This is a genomic window from Shewanella sp. SM55, from assembly GCF_025654025.1.
Lineage (GTDB): Bacteria > Pseudomonadota > Gammaproteobacteria > Enterobacterales > Shewanellaceae > Shewanella > Shewanella oncorhynchi.
The window spans coordinates 168,420-188,274 of the sequence record NZ_JAKKRS010000005.1 but is presented as its reverse complement, the minus strand read 5'-3'; the positions used below and the strand labels follow the sequence as shown (position 1 = coordinate 188,274).

13 protein-coding genes, 1 pseudogene and 1 riboswitch are annotated in these 19,855 nt (G+C 46.9%); of the genes and pseudogenes, 10 read left to right on the top strand and 4 right to left on the bottom strand.

Translation table 11 applies throughout. From position 1 onward, the window contains the following. Positions 1 to 290: 290 nt before the first annotated feature. The 9 genes and pseudogenes from L5L91_RS09135 to L5L91_RS09090 all read left to right on the top strand — a co-directional run bounded on the left by L5L91_RS09135 (position 291) and on the right by L5L91_RS09090 (position 11,715). Positions 291 to 1,666 (top strand): annotated as a pseudogene (locus L5L91_RS09135) (hypothetical protein). A gap of 167 nt (positions 1,667 to 1,833) precedes the next feature. Next, positions 1,834 to 1,932, top strand: a riboswitch (TPP riboswitch). Positions 1,933 to 2,133: 201 nt separating this feature from the next. Beyond that, the gene (thiC, locus tag L5L91_RS09125; protein ID WP_263236157.1) at positions 2,134 to 4,239 is read left to right on the top strand and encodes a phosphomethylpyrimidine synthase ThiC; all 2,106 of its coding nucleotides are present in this window, start codon (positions 2,134 to 2,136) and stop codon (positions 4,237 to 4,239) included. A 2-nt stretch (positions 4,240 to 4,241) separates the two neighbouring features. Further along, on the top strand, positions 4,242 to 6,179 hold the full coding sequence (locus L5L91_RS09120) for a bifunctional hydroxymethylpyrimidine kinase/phosphomethylpyrimidine kinase (protein WP_263161363.1): 1,938 nt from the start codon (positions 4,242 to 4,244) through the stop codon (positions 6,177 to 6,179). Continuing rightward, positions 6,172 to 7,071, top strand: a complete 900-nt coding sequence (locus tag L5L91_RS09115; protein WP_263236156.1) for a HesA/MoeB/ThiF family protein — start codon at positions 6,172 to 6,174, stop codon at positions 7,069 to 7,071. Before L5L91_RS09120 ends, L5L91_RS09115 begins: the two co-directional genes overlap by 8 nt. Position 7,072: 1 nt before the next feature. After that, on the top strand, positions 7,073 to 7,276 hold the full coding sequence (gene thiS, locus L5L91_RS09110; protein WP_263138807.1) for a sulfur carrier protein ThiS: 204 nt from the start codon (positions 7,073 to 7,075) through the stop codon (positions 7,274 to 7,276). A gap of 1 nt (position 7,277) precedes the next feature. Then, positions 7,278 to 8,042 carry a thiazole synthase gene (locus L5L91_RS09105; protein ID WP_263161357.1) on the top strand — a complete coding sequence of 255 codons (765 nt, stop codon included), beginning with the start codon at positions 7,278 to 7,280 and terminating at the stop codon, positions 8,040 to 8,042. Continuing rightward, positions 8,039 to 9,154, top strand: coding sequence for a 2-iminoacetate synthase ThiH (thiH, locus tag L5L91_RS09100; RefSeq protein WP_263161354.1), 1,116 nt, complete (start codon positions 8,039 to 8,041; stop codon positions 9,152 to 9,154). Before L5L91_RS09105 ends, thiH begins: the two co-directional genes overlap by 4 nt. Positions 9,155 to 9,256: 102 nt before the next feature. Beyond that, positions 9,257 to 9,520: a chemotaxis protein gene (locus tag L5L91_RS09095; protein WP_263236155.1), complete on the top strand. Its 264-nt coding sequence runs from the start codon at positions 9,257 to 9,259 to the stop codon at positions 9,518 to 9,520. A 5-nt stretch (positions 9,521 to 9,525) separates the two neighbouring features. Beyond that, a complete protein-coding gene (locus L5L91_RS09090; protein ID WP_263236153.1) occupies positions 9,526 to 11,715 on the top strand; it encodes a putative metalloprotease CJM1_0395 family protein in 2,190 nt (729 codons plus the stop codon). 147 nt (positions 11,716 to 11,862) lie between these two features. Here L5L91_RS09090 and L5L91_RS09085 read toward each other — a convergent pair whose 3' ends face one another. The 4 genes from L5L91_RS09085 to cmoA form a co-directional block, all read right to left on the bottom strand. Further along, positions 11,863 to 12,771, bottom strand: a complete 909-nt coding sequence (locus L5L91_RS09085; protein ID WP_263236152.1) for a LysR family transcriptional regulator — start codon at positions 12,769 to 12,771, stop codon at positions 11,863 to 11,865. A gap of 203 nt (positions 12,772 to 12,974) precedes the next feature. Further along, the gene (locus L5L91_RS09080; protein ID WP_263236151.1) at positions 12,975 to 14,834 is read right to left on the bottom strand and encodes a M3 family metallopeptidase; all 1,860 of its coding nucleotides are present in this window, start codon (positions 14,832 to 14,834) and stop codon (positions 12,975 to 12,977) included. Positions 14,835 to 15,128: 294 nt separating this feature from the next. Then, complete coding sequence (gene cmoB / locus L5L91_RS09075) at positions 15,129 to 16,121, bottom strand: tRNA 5-methoxyuridine(34)/uridine 5-oxyacetic acid(34) synthase CmoB (protein WP_263236150.1); 993 nt, start codon at positions 16,119 to 16,121, stop codon at positions 15,129 to 15,131. Next, positions 16,118 to 16,849 carry a carboxy-S-adenosyl-L-methionine synthase CmoA gene (gene cmoA / locus L5L91_RS09070; RefSeq protein ID WP_006081747.1) on the bottom strand — a complete coding sequence of 244 codons (732 nt, stop codon included), beginning with the start codon at positions 16,847 to 16,849 and terminating at the stop codon, positions 16,118 to 16,120. The genes cmoB and cmoA overlap by 4 nt, the downstream gene beginning before the upstream one ends. Before the next feature lie 150 nt (positions 16,850 to 16,999). On the opposite strand from cmoA, the gene L5L91_RS09065 reads away from it, so the two are divergent. After that, positions 17,000 to 19,810, top strand: a complete 2,811-nt coding sequence (locus tag L5L91_RS09065) for a transporter substrate-binding domain-containing protein (protein WP_263236148.1) — start codon at positions 17,000 to 17,002, stop codon at positions 19,808 to 19,810. Positions 19,811 to 19,855: the final 45 nt, after the last annotated feature.

The following is a 19,855-nucleotide window of genomic DNA, read 5'->3' as shown; positions in this document are numbered from 1 at the left end:
TTAGCGCGATTATGATCCCAATTCCCAGCCTTATTTGTCTTAACAGGCAAGTGACTTATCAAGCACTGGCGTAAAGTACTGTGCTTGTAGCAGGTTGCATTCGCATTGAACTTTGCTCTGTTTGCCTCCTCTAATCTGCGTTGAGCACTCGTAAGTAAATGCAATCAATAGATAATTCGCTTTCAATATTTACCAACCCGATATTGGATTGATATTGAATTAGAGTGTAATCGTTCCACGTTAAGCATCATTGAAATCAATGGATACTATACAAAACCTAAGGATGGATTTTGCCTTTTCAACATCAACCCAAGGCCGCGCCTTTATTGACAGCATCTCCTACAGCGATAGCGATTGGAGATGATGTCGATAGTGCTTTGCTGATTTCGGTCACATCGCCAGAAGGTGAGACTTTTATCGCCTTTGATCATCAGCTCGGTGAACTGGATGCTGCTCAAACGCCTGTTTTTACCACTAATGCGGAGCCATTAGCGTTCAATAGCGGTGCAGGCTTTTTAGTCACTGAGCATGACACCCAAGCTATAGACCAAGAGCAAGCCCAAGATTTGGTACTGCAAGAAATCCGTGCTGAACATCAAGATCAAGATAAATTGGTTTCTGAATCTGAATCTGAATCCAAACCTGAACTGTCTAGGACGATACAAACTAGTGCTCAGGGATTGGGGACGGGATCCGTTTTGCGTGCTCGTCAGCCGTATTTCAAAGGATTCAGTTTGTTATTTTTTGTGCTCTTAGTGCATGTGTGTTTATTTTTACTTATCTGCATTTTGTGGCGCCCGCAGTTAAATCCCTTTGGATTGAATGAAATAGAAAGCCGTGGCCCTAAAGTGACAGCGATCAAGGCTTACTTTATTTATGCTCCCGCGGTAGAGAAAGCCGAAACCTCGGAGTCCAAAACTGAGATCAAGGCCGAGGATAAGACTGAAGCGACAAGTTCTGTTACGCCTACAATTGTTCCCACACCTCAAACTCAAGTGAAGCCTCTGCCAATACTTGAAAAGGTCATGCCTGAAACAATAGCACCCGAAAAGGCCGTCTCTGAAAAAGTAGAGTCGGAAAAAGTGAACCCAGATACGGTTAAACCGAACATCACTCAATCGAGCCAATCTCAATCAAAGAAAACTCAATCAAGTGCCCAAAGTGAAGTACAGCCCGCGGAAGTGACGGCAAAAAAACAACTAATACGCTTGATACCACAGAAATGAAGCCGCAGCTTGGCGCTAAGAGCTCGCCTGCAGCAGAAGGTGAGAGCACAATAGCGACAAGCTCAAGCATGAGTTTATTCACCCAGCAATATTTTGAACGTCAGCGCGAGCAAGCGCTCGATGATCTCGTCATTGAACAGGCTGATAAGTTCACCCGGAAATCGAATATGAGTGAAATGAGCCCAGAGATGGAGGTGCTATTTGTCCCTAATGCTGATGATTTCGGTGGCACAACGAGTCTAGATTTACCCTTAGACCCAAATCGTATTGTGCGTAAAGGGGATACTTGTTATCGCGTGGTACAAGTCGGCACTCAAGTTAATCCTAACGCCGAAAATTTAGGTTTTCCCATTAACTGCAGTGGCAAAAAAATCAATCAAGCTATTGATGATGCCATTCAATCTCGATTAAACAAAATGATGCTCAAACCCCATAAATAGTGACTTTCTTTTATGATTTATTTTCATGCTAATTATAGCTTTTTAGGTTTCATTTTATTTAATCAATTAAAAACAATTAATTATAAATCTTTATTTTGGATTGGTGGTTAAGGTTTTTAATTGCTTTTTTCCTTGTTTGTTGCTGCCGCTTCTGTCTATACTGCGTACTCATCTTGTCGGAGTGCCTCTTGGCTGAGACCGTTTATTCGGGATCCGTTGAACCTGATCAGGTTAAAACCTGCGAAGGAAACAAGCGTAATAACACATATTAAATCGCCAAAATAGACGGCTTGAACACCTGTTAACTCAGCAATGTTTTAAGCCTTAATGTTGAGATTTAATTGTTATTGAGCAGGGTAACTCAATTTTTGAAGCCAGTGTTGGGCACAAAAGTTGATTGCCATGTCCAGCTATCAACAACTCAATTCTCCAGACAAGCAACTCCATTTTTTAACGTGAGATTGCTTATGTCCAGTTCAAACCAAAACCCAGCTGTAGCTGCCAATGCGACAGAAATCACAGCGCCAGAATCGACAATCCCTAATAAATCGACTGAGTCTCGTCAATCAATCGTGCCTCAGGCGCCGAGTCGCCGCGAAACCCGTGCGCAGGCCCAAGCCTTTATCGATACGCTAGCGCCACTGCAACATCCTAATTCACAAAAGATTTATCTCGAGGGTTCCAGTGCCGATATTCGCGTTGGCATGCGGCAAATTCTGCAGACTGACACCCTGGTCGGCGGCACAGATGATGCGCCCATCATGGAAAAAAATCCGCCAATCCGCGTGTACGATTGCGCCGGACCTTATTCCGATCCTGAGGCCGACATCAATGTGCGTCTAGGCCTTGGTAAATTAAGACAAAACTGGATCCTAGCCCGCAACGACACAGAGCAATTATCCTGCGCGACCTCAGACTTTACCCAACAAAGACTCGCCGACGACGGTTTAGATCATCTGCGTTTTGAGGCAGGCTCGAGTGCCATTGTCCGCCCACGCAGAGCGCTGCAGGGCAAACGTGTCAGTCAATTACACTATGCCCGTCAAGGGATTATCACGCCAGAAATGGAATATGTGGCGATCCGCGAGAACATGGTACTTGCGCAAGTACAGGATGAAATCCTCAATCGTAAAGCCAAGGGCGAAGCCTTTGGTGCCTTAGTCGGCGAACCGATTACCGCCGAATTTGTCCGCGCCGAAGTTGCCCGTGGCCGCGCGATTATTCCGCTGAATATTAACCATCCCGAAGCCGAACCTATGATTATCGGGCGTAATTTTCTGGTGAAAGTGAACGCCAATATCGGTAACTCGGCGGTGACGTCTTCCATCGAGGAAGAAGTGGAAAAGCTCGTCTGGTCAACCCGTTGGGGTGCAGATACTGTCATGGATTTATCCACGGGTCGTTATATTCACGAAACCCGCGAGTGGATCATCCGTAATTCGCCAGTGCCCATCGGCACTGTGCCTATTTATCAAGCGCTGGAGAAAGTGAACGGCGTGGCAGAGGATTTAACCTGGGAAGTGTTCCGCGATACCTTGATTGAACAAGCGGAGCAAGGTGTTGATTATTTTACTATTCATGCTGGTGTACTGCTGCGTTATGTGCCGATGACGGCTAAACGTGTTACTGGGATCGTTTCCCGCGGCGGTTCAATCATGGCCAAATGGTGCCTGAGCCACCATAAGGAAAACTTCCTCTACAGCCATTTTCGTGAGATCTGTGAGCTTTGCGTCGCCTACGATGTATCCCTGTCTTTAGGTGATGGTATGCGTCCAGGCTCAATTGCCGACGCCAATGATGCCGCCCAGTTTGCAGAGCTTGAAACCTTAGGTGATCTAGTCAAAATCGCGTGGGAATACGACGTGCAAACCATTATCGAAGGACCGGGACATATCCCGATGCAGCTCATTAAAGAGAACATGGACAAGCAGTTAGTTCACTGCGACGAAGCGCCGTTTTACACCCTTGGCCCACAAATCACCGATATCGCACCTGGGTATGATCATTTCACCTCCGGCATAGGCGCGGCCATGATTGCTTGGTATGGCTGCGCTATGTTGTGTTATGTCACGCCAAAAGAACACTTAGGATTACCGAATAAACAAGATGTTAAGCAAGGTTTGATTGCTTATAAGATTGCTGCCCACGCCGCCGATGTGGCCAAAGGTCATCCGAGTGCGCAAATTCGTGACAATGCGCTGGCAAAGGCGCGGTTCGAATTCCGCTGGGAAGATCAATATAACTTAGGACTCGATCCTGAAACCGCGCGCGCTTACCACGATGAATCTTTACCGCAGGAATCCGCTAAAGTCGCGCATTTTTGCTCTATGTGCGGCCCTAAATTTTGTTCGATGAAAATCACCCAAGATGTGCGCGCCTATGCCGCTGGCTTAGAGGCGGCACAAGCGAAGGCGGATCAAGTTGAAGCGGCTGACCAAGCCATGCAAGTCACAGTCAAGACGCCGCAGGAGTTGGAAGCGGCAATGGCGCTAAAATCGGCACAATTTGCTGCTTCGGGCGCCGAGATCTATCACGTGAAAGACAAGCTTGTCGCCGAAGCAGAGGAAGCCTAATTATGTCGGGTATTCATGGGGGTAATTCGCCCATGAATACCGCTCGCCCCGCATTTGTTTGGACCATAGCCGGTTCAGACAGCGGCGGCGGTGCCGGTATTCAGGCGGACTTGGCGACAATTCAAGATTTGGGCTGTCACGGTTGCTGCGTGATCACCACAGTGACGGCGCAAAGCTCAGTAGCAGTCACTTTAGTCGAGCCCGTATCAGCGGCGATGTTAATGGCTCAGCTGACGACTTTGCTTTCAGACTTGCCACCCAAAGCAATTAAAATCGGCTTACTGGCAGATCAAACTCAAGTGGCATTGCTGGCAGATTGGATCGCGAGTTTTAAAATCCACTATCCATCTGTGCCTGTGATTGTCGATCCTGTGATGGTCGCCAGTTGTGGCGATGCATTAGCAGCAGATAACTGTCAGGATATAAAAAGTTCTGCCAAATCAGCTTTAGATTTTAATCCTTTCAAAGGCTTAATCGAACTTATCACGCCCAATGTGCTTGAACTTGGGCGGTTAACTAACAGTGATGTTTCGACCAAATCGCAGTTCGTTGCTGCAGCACAGGCTTTATCCCAGAGTTTAGATTGCAGTGTGCTCGCTAAAGGGGGCGATGTGAGCTTTGGCAGCACTGATATTCTTGATGATACTCATGCTAAAACTCACGATAACACTCATGCTCAAACTCAGGCTAACGTTCATGTTAGCACTCTCGATAGCAACGGCTGGGATCATGGGCTTGCCGAGGATTATCTGGTTTGCCATCAAGTACGCGCTAGCTCTGAGCTGCATCAAAATGGGCGTTTTTGGTTGGCAAGCCCGCGGGTTAATACCCGTCATAACCATGGTAGCGGCTGCACTTTGTCATCGGCTATTGCCGCCGTGTTAGCGCAAGGTTTTGTATTGCAAGATGCGGTGGTGGTTGCCAAAGCCTACGTGAGTCAAGGCTTAAGCGCGGCGATTGGTTTAGGGCAAGGTCCAGGGTCGTTGGCCCGTACGGGGTGGCCCAATGACTTGTCCCGCTATGCCAAGATAAAATTGTGTGATGGTAATTTTATTAGTTATCACCTCAACCAACATCTTGATGTTGGTAATGACTTAGTTGCAACAGTTTTTTCCGCAACAGATCAGGCAACCGCTCAGGTAAGAATAACTTCGACGCCAGCTCAATACATCTCATCCCACGGTTTTAAAGTGCTCGATGCCGATCTTGGTGTTTATCCCGTGGTGAGTGACTTAATCATGCTGGAAAGTTTGTTAGTTGCGGGTGTTAAAACCGTGCAGTTACGGATAAAAACCGATACCAGCGGGTCAACTGCTGCAGGGTTAGCAGGATACCAGCGAGATAAATCTGCGCTAGGCAAGTCTGAGTCAGGTAAATTTGAGTTGGTTGGCTCTGAATTAGAAGCACAAATTCAAACGGCCATTGCCTTAGGTAAGCATTTTAATGCGCAGCTTTTTATCAATGATCACTGGCAGTTAGCGATAAAATACCATGCCTTTGGGGTACATTTAGGCCAAGAAGATCTCGCCGTTACCGACTTAGCGGCCATTCAGTCGGCAGGGCTCGCATTAGGTATATCCAGCCACAGTTATTTTGAGTTGCTACTGGCGCATCAATACTCGCCATCCTACATAGCGCTTGGGCATATATTCCCAACCACGACGAAGCAAATGCCTTCGGCGCCCCAAGGGCTCGCAAAACTTAAACACTATGTGGCGTTACTCCAAGACCATTATCCCTTGGTCGCCATTGGCGGCATGGACTTAGATAATCTGGCAAAGGTGAAAGCTACTGGGGTGGGCAATATTGCTGTGGTGCGCGCCATCACGAAAGCTAAGGATCCGTTAGCAGCGTTTGCAGAGCTGAGCCAAGCTTGGGAGCAATGTAGCTTGTCTGAAGAACTGGCTGTAAAGCATAAGTTGGATGCAAAGCATGAGTAAAAAACCACCGCTTTATCACGCAGAGGTTCTTTGCGACGGAACACAAAGCACTCATACACTCAGTGATTCAGATTTCATGCGTTATTCTCGGCAAGTCTTATTGCCAGAGGTCGGTGAGGCAGGGCAATTGCAATTGGTCGACGCCAGCGTTGTTATTGTAGGGCTTGGCGGCTTAGGGCAATTGGCGACGCAGTATCTGGCTTGTGCTGGTATTGGTCGCTTGACCTTAATCGATAGGGATAAGGTTGAAGTATCGAATCTACCAAGACAATTGCTATTCAACGATGCCGACATTGGACTCAATAAGGCGCGAGTTGCCAAGCAAAAGCTCAAAGGCTTAGCGCCGCAGTGCACTGTTACTGCCCATGAAACAGCATTTAGTGCTGAGACATCAGCTCATCACTTCGCTGAGGTTTTACAATTAAAACAACAGGGTAAAAGAGTGCTCGTGCTTGACTGCACTGATAACTTTGCGACCCGCCAAGCCATTAATCGCAGCAGTATCGAAGCTGCTTTACCTTTAGTCAGCGCGTCAATCGCAGCATTTAGCGGCCAATTGTTTGCAGTCGATCAAGTGCAGTTCCCCTCTGGTGGTTGTTATCACTGTATTTTCCCCGCACAGACGAGAGTGTCACAGAGCTGCAGTACCCAAGGCGTACTTGGTCCGAGCGTGGGCGTGATGGCGTCAATGCAATCTTTGGTGGCTATGCAACTTTTGTTGAATATGGATAGTTGTAATGAATCGAAAAGTGCCTTGTTGGGGCGTTTTTGGCGCTTCGACGCTAAATCACTTTCATGGACTGCGGCGATATTAACGCGGGATCCCCATTGTGACATATGTGGCCCCAAAGGGGCTTATCTATCATCAAATAAAGATAATCTTGAGGTTTGATATGATTTTAATTCACATAAATAATATCCCACAGTCGTTGACTGAACCGACTTCGCTCGCGGCTGTGATCCTCGCGCAAGATATTGCCCTCGACTCAGTTGCTATCGTGTTGAATGCAGAGGTGGTTCCGCGCAACCGCTGGCAATCTATTCTCTGCCAACATGAAGATAAATTAGAACTTTTTTCAGCAGTGGCGGGAGGCTAATATGTTAACGATTGCCGATGTGGAGTTTGAATCACGGTTATTTACCGGAACGGGAAAATTCAGCAATAGCCAAGTGATGCTTGAGGCGATAACGGCTTCAAAATCGCAGTTAGTGACAGTCGCGATGAAAAGAATTGATTTTAAAATGGGGTTTGATGATTTACTCACGCCGTTACGTCAAGCGGGTGTCCGGCTATTGCCTAACACTTCGGGGGCGAGAAACGCCAAGGAAGCGGTGTTTGCGGCAGAGCTTGCCCGTGAAATGCTGGGAACTCATTGGATTAAGCTCGAAATCCACCCCGATCCTAAGTACCTGATGCCCGATGCAATTGAAACCTTAGCAGCGGCCAAGATTCTCTGTGATAAAGGTTTTATCGTGATGCCCTATGTGCATGCCGATCCTGTGCTCTGTCGCCGCTTGGAAGAGGTGGGCTGCGCTGCGGTTATGCCACTGGCGAGTCCGATTGGCAGTAATCAGGGTTTAGTCACTGAAAGCTTTTTAAAAATCATCATAGAGCAGGCGCGGGTGCCAGTGGTGATCGATGCCGGTATTGGCGCGCCTTCACAGGCTGCGCGGGCAATGGAGCTGGGCGCCGATGCGGTGCTCGTCAACACCGCTATCGCCAGCAGCGCGTCGCCGATAGTGATGGCCGAGTGCTTTAAGGAGGCGGTGCAATGCGGTCGGCGAGCCTTTGAAGCTGGGCTTGGCCGAGTACAAACTGGCGCGGTACAGACCAGTCCTCTGACGGGATTTTTAAACCAATGAGTTTTGTAGAGGAATTTGCCAACATCCCACGGGATAAACTGTTACTCGATCTGTATTCTTGCACAGCCCAAGATGTCGAGCGGGCGTTAGTGAGTCCAGCAGGGGATTTACGAAGCTTACTGGCCTTGATATCACCTGCGGCAGAGCCTTATATCGAAACCATGGCACAACGTTCAGCGGCGCTTACGCGGCAGCGATTTGGCGCGAATCTGGGCATGTATTTACCGCTATACGTCTCGAATCTGTGCGCTAATGAATGTGATTACTGTGGCTTTAGCATGAGTAACAAACTCAAACGCAAAACCTTGAATGAACAGGAGTTGATGGCCGAAATAGCCATTATCAAAGATAGGGGGTTCGATTCGATTTTACTGGTGTCGGGTGAGCATGAAACTAAGGTTGGTATCGATTACTTCAAGCAGATTTTGCCATTGGTAAAGCAGCAATTTAGCTATGTGGCGATGGAGGTCCAACCCATTAGTGAGGACCATTATCGCCAGTTAGTCACGCTAGGTTTAGATGCTGTGATGATTTATCAAGAGACCTATCAGCCAGAGACTTATGCTCGTCACCATTCGCGAGGTAAAAAAATGGATTTTGCCTATCGCTTAGCAACACCGGATAGAGTTGCGGCGGCGGGGGTCGATAAAATTGGTCTTGGGGTGTTACTGGGGCTGGATGATTGGCGTTTAGATGCGTTAATGATGGGATATCATATTGACTATTTAGAGCGTCGCTATTGGCGCACTCGCTTTAGTATTTCGCTGCCAAGGTTAAGACCTTGTACTGGCGGGATCACTCCAAAAGTTATTCTATCGGATTTAGGTTTAGTACAAATGATTTGTGCATTTAGACTTTTTAATCATCAGCTTGATATCAGCATGTCGACAAGGGAAAGCCCTGAGCTGAGGGATAATCTTTTACCACTTGGAATTACTCACATCAGTGCGGGTAGTTCGACACAACCGGGCGGCTATCAAGCACCCGACAGTCAACTCGATCAATTTGAGATAAGCGATGATCGCAGCGTCGAGCAAGTTATTGAACAGATGCAACGGCAGGGTTTTAATCCCGTATTTAAGGATTGGGAAGCCAATTGGATCACAGGATAAATAAGACCGTAAATAAATGGTGAGAATGCGGATAAAACCTGTACTTTTGCAGGTGATTGGTCAATAATTGACCCATTAATCACAGCGTGCAGGAATACCGTTATGCAAATCCAATCTGCTTATTCATCCGGTCTGCAAGGCTTGCAAAGTGCTCAATCTGGGCTCACTCAAGCAACAATAGATGTGGCTAAACCGACACCGACGCAAAGTGCATCTCCGGCTGAATCTACAAGAGATGTTGCGCAGCTTGATAAAACCTCGGCATTACTTAACGCTAATGAGTCATTAAGACAAGGGGAAGCGTCAACAGAAGTGATTGAAACTGATTCTGAAACGATAGGTTCGATCATTAATATTAAGGTGTAAATATCATGTCGGTTGTGGCGCTATCACCTAAGGTTGGAGCGCCATCCTCTTCATTTTCGGCACATGATAAGATGCTAAGCTCGAATCTAAGCCAGAGTCACGCTAATAGCACTTATCAAGGAGCCAGCGCTCACACTGCGGGCTCCGCAAAAATTGAAGCGAGTGGTGTCCATGAACTACAGGTTACTGGAACTTCATTTGCTCCAGTTCAAGCCACGCCTATTACTTCATTAGCTGCTAACGTTTCTCAATCTCTCCACTCATCACCGAATGTGTCTTTTGCTGCTTCTAGTGCTGTTTCATCAACTACTGCATCTGTACTTCCTGTACTGAATGGTGCAAGCCAAGCACCCAAGATCGATCCTTTTTCCGTACCAACGCCAAGGAGCAATCCTCAGGTAAATACGTTAAATGATCGAGCTAGCTTACATGCCGATGCGAGTTTTAGTTTGTTAACAGGACCAAGATCTATTTCTGGTGTACGCGGGGGACAGATTGCGACACCTATTTCTACTCAGGTATTTTCGCCAGTCGCGGGTACGAGTAATAGCGGACTTGGGGTAAATTCCTTGGCTACAATAAGTCCAAATCTCAGTGTAACGAGCAATATTCCCGTTGATATTTTTACGCCTCTGAGTCCATCAATTGGCACTAGTGGTACTGATATTCCTGCTTTCAATCCATCTAGCACGGGTGATGTTTCTCCAATAATGCCTGATTTAGCTGCAGTGTTTGGACCACAAACTGTCTTTACTGGAGCTGCGTTAGTTGATCCCTCTACGTCTGATTCTGTAATCAACAGTGCTGTAAATAAGAGTATAGCAACGAGTGCAGGGCCTGTTGGTCAGTCAAACTCTGCGCAAGCCTTAGATCAATCAGCTAGCAATGATGTTGCTCAACCGACTGTGTTAGAACAATTTACTCAAGTTTTCGGTGAAGCTCAGGCTCAAGCTAGTCCTGTAGATGCTCCTGCGGCAGCGTCTAACCCAGATGATAGTCAACAAGTCTTAGCTGCTGTCTTTGCCCCAAATGATAATCAGCTTGAAAAGCAAGTACAGGAAGAAGAATCGCAGAAACAGCAAATTGCAGCAGCGGAAGAGGCAAAGCAGCAATCACTGGTTCAGCAGGCTCAGGAACAAGAGATACAAGCCCAAGAGAAAGCGCAGGCGCAACAGCAACAACAGGTTGATTCACTTAAGGCCAGAGATTCTGAGGTTAAAGCCCATGAGCATGCCCACGCAACCGTCGGAGGACAATACGCTCAGAGCCCGAGTTTTAAGTATGAAAAGGGTGCTGATGGCCAACGTTACGCCACCGATGGCGAAGTGCAGATTGATGTCTCTCCAGTGGGAGGCGACCCGCTTGCAACGATAAACAAAATGAAGCAAGTTTATGCCGCAGCAATGGCTCCTGTTGACCCGTCATCAGCGGATATCCGTGTTGCCGCGGAAGCCTTGCAAAAAATGAATGAAGCTAAAGTGATGCTGGCAGAGGAGCGACAAAAACAAATTGTTGACTTGCAAACGGCTCAAACATTAATAGACGCGGATGCTCAAATCAAAGAGTTGCCACCGTTAGAAAAACATACACCTGTGGTGACGGGAGATGTTGATGAGTCAGGTAATATTGTTCAGCCTCAAGAGGCTGTATTCACCCCAGCCTCTACTGCGCTTGATAAGCTAAAACAAGCGATCGAGGCACAAACGGCCAACACGAGAGTCATTGATACGGGTTCGAAAACCTCTTCTGATATCAGTGACTCAGTCACTACATCGACCACAGTGGAAACGATTGAGCCACCGACCGCAACTTTAGCATTTGGAGAAGCTTCAACTTCAGCGGATTTAGCGACGGGTTTTATCTCAAGATCCGATAGTGCTGCAAGCCGTTATTATGCTGCGGTTGCACAAGCCAGTGCTGGACCTTCATCTCGTGTCGATATGACGTCGCAAGCCAATATTCTGCCTTCTTATCTGGCATCTTCAAATGAGCTGCCTAGCAATTTGCAATCTACGGATGTGTTGTCCGCAAACAATGTAAATGAGCAGTCTTCAAATATCAGTGCTAGCGCGAATACGAATGTGTCTTTGCAGAGCGAGTTATATGTGGAAGATGACCTCTTGCAGGAGACGGGATTTATTCAGCCACAATATTTGGGTTATCAACAAGCACGCTATGTCGACTTTAGTGTGTAAGATTAGGCTTTAACTATTCCCATGATTCGCTGTTCATCATCTTTTTCGAAACAACCTCTCAATACCACTAAGAACTAACCATTTAATCAGCAGTTAGTACTTATCGTTTTGCTCACTCGAATTGATAACTCGTTTGGTATCTTGCTGTTAATGACTATTCGTCGTTTCAATTCCATGCTGTTTTAAAATCAAGGAAGCAAGCAGTTTTGATGCAGGCCCTTGTTGATCTCTTTTAGGGATCACTAAGCTCAACATGATGCGACGTTTTTGGCTGCCCTCAAGATGTAAACGTACTAGATTACCCGAAGCCAATTCTTCTTGGACTAAGAAAGAGGGGATCCAACAGAAACCAATACCTTGATTTAAAATGACTTTAGCTTCATGGAAGTTAGAGACTGTCCAGCGCTGCTCTGCTTTGAGCCAGCCGATATCAATGTTGGATTGCACTCCAGTATCTTTAATCACTAACTGTAAATATTGTGCCAGTAGTTTATCGTCTTCAATTGTGCCTAAATCAGCGAGTGGATGATTTGGATGACAGACGAGGTAGAGTTCTTGTTCACATAAGGGTTCGGATAAATACCCTTTAGGCGGCACCCCTGCACAGATAGCAATATCGACTTTACTCTGCTGAATGAGCTCTTGAGTGCCGGTGATCACTGAGTCCAGCATGATGATTCGAGTGCCACGACTATGGGGCAGAAACGTATTGAGGGCACACACTAAGCTTTCCATCGGATAGATAATTTCACGGGCAATCGTGAGTGTCGGCTCCCACCCTTGCTCGAGATTACTCGCAAGCTGTTCTAACTCGTTGACGGCTTGGGTGACATGCCGTGAGCGGCGCAGCAGCACTTCGCCCTGCGGGGTGAGATAGGCTTTACGGCCTTTGACTTCGAGTAGCTCGATACCTAATTGATGCTGTAATTTGGCAACGGCATGGTTAAGTGACGATTGACTCTTGTTGAGTTTTTCGGCCGCTTGGGCATAGCCGCCAAAATCGACCACCGCTTGCAAAATACGCCATTGTTCTAAGGTAGATTTAGCTCGAGTCATTATAATCTCAAAAAAACGATAGATTGAGGCTTATAGTGGCCACTTCTTACGACTTTTTCAATTAAATATCATAGAGTCAGTCATTCCCACGACATATAGATAGCTATGTCGCGCTAAGTTAGTGAGGGGATAGAGAGGCTAATCATGACGATTAGCTGTGTTTGCGCCCGAGCGAGTCACAAACACATCCTAAGCATTCACACTTAAAACGCACAAGAACCTATTGCGTCAAAAGCTTGGTTGTTGGAGCTGTCAGCATGTTCTGAAGCGGTGCTATTTGAAATTCTTTGGATCAGCGCAGCACTATCAACGGGGGCGCCAATGACCGCTTTTAATTGGTCACTGAAGCTTAAAGCGTCTTCATTGATGACTAATACATTGAATAATTTTAGTTTGTCTTGGCAGTTGAATGTGGATTGAGCTATCAGCTGGGCTAGCGATGCTTGCCAGAGTGATTGGTAGTATAGCGGTCCTTCGTTGGCGATAGCATTGAAGCTATAAGGATAATCCTGTGTTTGTGGCCAGTCTTGGCCAAAGCTGGCATTAAACTCCGCACCGAGATCGGGGTAGACTTGTGCACTTGAGTTTTGGTAAAAGTTGACTGCAACCTTAGCGCGAAAGACTTTAAGCTGCTTCGAATAAGCTTTAGCCAGTGTTTCACGCTCCTGTAAATAGGTGTGCTCAAACTGCGGAAAGAGTTGATGGCGCAGTACTTCTGCTAACCAAAGACTCGCCACAAAATAGCTATCTTGACTTTGTCCCATGGCATTGTTGAGGTAGAAATGGCTCGCTTTAGCAAGGGAAGTGACAGCCTCTGCGATAGACTCGGTTAATTGCTCAATGTCTTTGTAGTTACTCAGCTGTGGCTTGAGATCTAAAGCTTGTTGTCCAAATTGCTGGCCGAGTACACTTTGACGCAATGTTTGCTGTTGACTACCTTGTTGTGGATTTTGGTTGTACGCCACATAGATTTCACCTAACAATCTTTGCTGGTGGTAGGCTCTGATGATATGCGGCCGATTAGGAACGGTTGGTGTTTTCTCGGCGTTGGCGGTTGCTATGGTCTCAAACTGCAAACCAAACACTTGCAGAAAAGTAAAGCTGCGACTCAAGACGTCAGAGGTTTGCCATGTCGGCCCCTTGGCAGATGCTTGTTGTGACAGGGTTCGCCCAATATCCCAGGGAGCCACTTGCAGATCTTGGGTTTGGCTATCGAGAAAGGCTTTGACTAATTCAGGGGACGATAAATGCTGCGAACTAAGCGCTAATGCGCTGTAATCGGTAAAGCCTGCAGTAGTGGCGGCTTGTTGGCGCTGCTCAGCAATACGCTCTAATGCCGTTTGGTTGGTTTCACTGGCTCTGGCTTGGTAGGCCTGCCATACATTTTGGCGACATACGGTGTTTTCTTGCGTCAGTAAGTAACTGACTATAGTGCCAGAAAAGTCGCTCTCCTTTGAACTGTCGGGCTTCGGCTCGTCACTTTTATCCTCTTTTGTATGCAGATGATGTTGCTGAGTCACTTCAGGTTGGCATTGGCTGTCATTGAAGGCAAGACTAAATTGTTGACTGCCTAACCCTTGGCCTATACTGGCTTGCGCTGTATGTAATTTCGCTTTCTCCTCGGCGCTCCAATGTTGTTGTAGCAATTGTTTAAGCTGTTGGCTCAGCAGTATTTGTTCTGCATTGCCTTGGGCTAAGGCGTAGGCTAGTTGGCTCAATTCAGTTTGGCTGAGAAGTTGCGACAGGGTGTCGGCGAGGTGTAGCTGGCATTGCAGTAGACCCTCGCGTTCCTCACTTGGTAAGTTAAACCCACGGTAATAGTTGAGCCTGTCGTTGATATTATTAAGCCCTAACATCTGTTGCTCAAAAATAAGCGCGCGCTGGGCCAAGGTTAATTCAGACGCAGTTAAACGAGCATTGGCGAACACAGTCGCGAGATCAATACTTGGCAAACGCAGGCATTGTTCAACTAAGAGGGGAACAGGGCTTGGCGCCGCATAGGTGGCATTCGTAACATAAAGGCTCAAGCCAAACAGGCTAACCAGTAAAGTGGGTTTTAACATGGGTTATGTGTTCTGCATCAGTGATGGAATGAGTTAACTTTGACTTAGTATCCAATTGAGTTAGCTTCAAGTCATTGTTATGCATGAAACCCTGTTCTGTTCTGGATGTCAACGATAAGGGTGGGAGTCGCCAATGTATTGCTATTCAAGGAAGGAGTTACACTGAGCTGCTGAACACTTACATATTCCAGATAATTAGATGAATGGTGATCTTTCGGCTTTTGATATCAGCCATTACTAACTCAAACCTTGAGGACGCAATGACTGATATTCGCTTACTTCAGACTGAAAAGGTTAGTTTAAATCCTGATTAGGTTGATTTTTCACTGCGATAATCGTGGCGCGTTTGGGCGCAGGATAACCTTCAACCGTTTTGGTGATGTCGTTAGGATCTAGGTATTCAACCAGTGATTCGTTGGGCATCCAGTCGGTACGGCGTTGCTCGGCAAGGGCTGTGACATCGGTATCGACACAACGGATATCAGTGAAATCACACTTCTTTAACCAGAGCATGAGCGCGGCAACGGACGGAATGAACCATACATTATTCATTTTGCCATATCTATCTTGAGGCATGAGTACGGCATTTTCGTCGCCATCTATCACCAAGGTTTCTAGCACGAGCTCACCACCGGTGCGCAATTGATCACGCAGCTGTAACAAGTGATCGATAGGCGAACGTCTGTGATATAAAACGCCCATGGAGAAAACCGTGTCAAATGCATCGAGCGGTGGCAGCTCTTCAATGCCAAGAGGCAACAAGTGCACAGGATGATGTGTGCCCGCTAAACGTTTGACGGCTTCAAACTGACATAAAAACAACGGCGAAGGGTCGATACCGACGACACGTTTAGCACCTGAGCCCAACATGCGCCACATGTGATAACCACTGCCACAACCGACATCGAGCACAGTGCGGTTTTTCAGCGGCGAAATATGTTGCTTAACGCGGTCCCATTTCCAGTCACTGCGCCATTCGGTATCGATATGGATGCCATGAATGTGGAAGGGGCCTTTACGCCATGGCATAAACAGACGCAGTAGGTTTTCAAGCTTCTCTTTTTCACCAGGGCTGAGTTGCTCGCCGCTACCGACGGTCACGCTATCAACAAAATCCACTTGGTCGGGTGCTGGATAGTGCAGCTTGTTGAGCACTTTTTCCCACTTTGGCAGGTTGCCGTGTTTATGATCTCGTTGCCACTTGCCTAAAATGCTCGGCAGGGTTTCGAGCCAGTGCTGTAGATTCGAATCGGCGATTTGTTGGTAAAACGAGCTAAAGCTGATCACTTGATGGCCACCATAGAAGCAAAGTTAAAGCATTGGAACCAGAGACTAAAGTGACTAAAGCCTTGGCTGGTGAGTCGTTGTTGATGCGTGGTTAAGGTGTCTGGCTTCATGACATTTTCCAGCGCACTGCGTTTTTGGCTGATCTCAAGTTCGCTGTAACCATTAGCGCGTTTAAAGTCCAAATGTTGCTCTTCCAATAAGGTTTGGATAGGAGCATCTTCGAAGCGAATTTTTTCTGACAGCACTAATATCCCGCCGGGATTCAGACCTTGATAAATCTTTGCTATCAGGGTTTCTCTGTCTTCTGGCGGTAAAAACTGCAATGTAAAATTGAGCACCACCAATGACGCATTTTGAATATCAATATCGCGGATATCACCGCAAACCAGATCGACATCCGTATCGCTGACATAGGCATTCAGGTTCTCTTGGCAGCGTGCGACCATAGATTCACTGTTATCTACAGCAATAATGCGACATTGGCGGCCTTGGATTTGGCGACGAATACTTAAGGTCGCGGCGCCGAGTGAGCAACCCAAATCGTAAATTTGAGTATTTGGCATGACGAAACGATCTGCAAAATCGCCTATGGTATTGATAATTTGCGTATATCCAGGCACTGAGCGGCGGATCATGTCACTGAATACGCCTGCTACACGGTTATCAAACTGGAAATCGCTAATATGCTCGCTCGCTTGAGCGTAGATAGTGTCTTGAGAAACGTTCATCTGAGATTTTTCATGGGAATTCAACTGTGCATTTTAACGAATCAGAGCGATTAGCAGCAAGTCTCATGCTAGTAATTTGCGATAAATTTTTGTCTAATACTTAATAGATAACAAAATCGTTACATGTACATCAAGTACTAAGGGCTCAACTTGAAGTTTGTGATCCACTTAATTGTGATCTTGTGCAGCTGTTTTTTGAGCATAACAGGGCAGGCAAGTCCGTTGTCCTCTGAGCCATTAATCATCGTTATGGGTGAGGATAGCTTTCCCTATCAATATGTCGACAACGATGGCGAGCCGACTGGATTACTGGTTGATTTATGGAAAGAGTGGGCTAAACACAGCCATACCCAAGTGGTTTTTGTGGCGCGCCACTGGCATGAGTCCCTTGATCAACTGCGGCAAGGTAAGGCGCAAGTGCATATCGGCATGGGGAAAACCCCAGAGCGAGAGCAAGAATTTGATTTTGCAGTGCCCATTGCGGATGTGGGTACTTTTTTGTATTTGCATAAATCCTTGCAGGGCAAAAAATCCATCAAAGAACTGATCCCCTTTCAAATTGGTGTGGTAGCGGCTTCATCCCATGAAGCGGAATTACACCGTATCGAACCGCAGCTTGTGTTTAAACGCTACGAAAGTCGTGAGAAATTATTGGCAGGGGTCGCCGCGGGCGAGATCGTAGTCTTTGCGGGGTTAGAAGGCTATTTGAAAGATCCCGACTCATCCCAAGAGATTGCCGCAAACTTTCCCAATACTGCCCGCCTTCAAATTAAGGCGATGCAGTTTGTACCCGCAGTTCAAAAGGGCAATCTTGCATTAGTCGATAAAATCAATAAAGGTTTCACTGCGCTCGATGCGCACTTTATTCAGCAAACGGAGCGACGTTGGCTTGGCTATCAACGTCAACAAGCTGGACTCGTTATTTCGATGCAACTGGGCGTCGAGCCTTTTGTGGACTTAGGGGTCGATGGTTTACCCCATGGTTTGTATGTGGACATGTGGCAACTGTGGTCTGAGAAAACGGGTATTGCCGTTGATTTTATTTCTGGTGATATGAACTCCAGCGTGGATGATGTTCGTCGTGGTCTCGCCGATACCCATATAGGTTATCCTGAAAGTGATGATGTTAAAACGGGCCTTACTCAGGCTTGGCATTTATATACGGTGAAGAGTCGACTCTTTCTCTATCAGCAACAGTTAACCGATTTAGACAGCTTAAAAGGTAAACGTATTGGTGTGGTGCCGACAGCGCCTTATTTAGTGGATTTGCGTAAAGCATTACCCCAAGTGTCACTGCGTTATTACGACAGTATGGATGCCATGGTGGCGGGGGCGAGGTCTGGAGAAGTTGTCGGTTTTATCGCCGCGGGTGCATGGACATCCCATTATTTACTGCTCAATAAAGGCTGGTCTGACTTTAGCCAGTATCCTGATCTCGAATTTAGCACCAACATTTATGTGCTGACCCGTAGCGATGATGCTGGCCTTACACAGAGGATAGCCAATGGGTTTAACAGTATTAGCAATCAAGAATTTGCTGAGATTGAACATAAATGGATGCTCAATCCTAAAGATCATGTTTTTACCCAAGCTGAGCGCCATGTCAGCCTAAGCCCCGCAGAACAGGCCTATGTGGAAAGTGTAGGCGAACTCAAAGTCGGTTATTTAAAGCAATGGCCACCGATGGAGTTTATGGATGAACAGGGTGAGTTTGCGGGGATCAATAGCGATATCGTCAAATTGCTCAAGGAACAACTCAAACTTAAGCTCACGCCCGTTGCCTTTGATGATTGGCATTCGTTAATCGAGGCGTTGCAAAAGGGCGAGGTGAGTTTAGCCGGCAGTGTCGCGCAAACGGCGGAGCGCCAGCAGCGTTTAGCGTTTAGTGAAGCCTATTGGCCATCGCCGTGGGCCTTAGTATCGCAACTGGAACAAGTCTCGGTTTTTAATATTGCTCAGCTCGCAGGTCAAAGGGTGGCTGTGGTTGAGGGATATCATTTGGTGGCGCAATTGATGAGTCTGGAGCCTTCGCTCAAGTTAGTCATAGTGCCAAATACGCAGGCCGGATTAGCGGCCGTGACGAATGGCAATGCGGATGTGTTTATCGATAAAGTGGTGACTTTAGCTTCTGAGCTTAAAACCAGCCACTATCCGACACTAAAAATGTCGCTGCTCAGTGATCTCGCCGATCAGCATAGTCATATTGGTGTTTATCCTCAATTTGCGCCGCTGGTGCCGCTGATTAATAAAGCTTTGGCTTTGGTTGATGCTCAACATCAGCAAAAAATATATACGCGCTGGGTGTCATTTTCTGTGGCGACAGAGAGTGCTAAATATCTGCAATGGCTGCGTTATATCGTGTTTGGTGTGATAATCTTGTGCTTAGTGATGGTGGCTGTGTTGTTAGTGAATCGCCGCTTAAATCGTGAGATCACCCAGCGATTGGTGGCAGAAAAACGTTTGCTGCATGTGGCTAATCATGATGCTTTAACTCAGTTGCCCAATCGTGCCTTACTTGATGACAGACTAACCCAAGCTTTGCTATCTCATCGCAGAGAACAGGCACATTTCGCTTTGTTATTCATCGATCTCGATGGTTTTAAACAAATCAATGACCAACACGGTCATCCCATTGGCGATGAATTACTGGTACTGGTCGCCCAAAAGTTAACCAAGGTTATCCGTGGATCAGATACCGTTGCGCGATTTGGCGGCGATGAGTTTGTTATCCTGCTAAATCGTGTGCAAGATCTCGATGCCGTTACCCAAGTTGCTGATAATATTCTACAGGCACTGTCGAGCCCTTTGCTTATTCAAGGCGTCAGTGTCAGCATAGCCGTTAGTATCGGCGTGGTGATTTACCCCCGCGATGGTGACACCGCGATAGGTTTGTTGAAAAAAGCCGATCAGCTGATGTACCAAGCAAAAAGTAGCGGCGGGCGTTGTTATCGCTCAGCTTGATGTTTTTTTGAACGCTCATGCTCAGATAGTGCGTTCGCCTCTAGT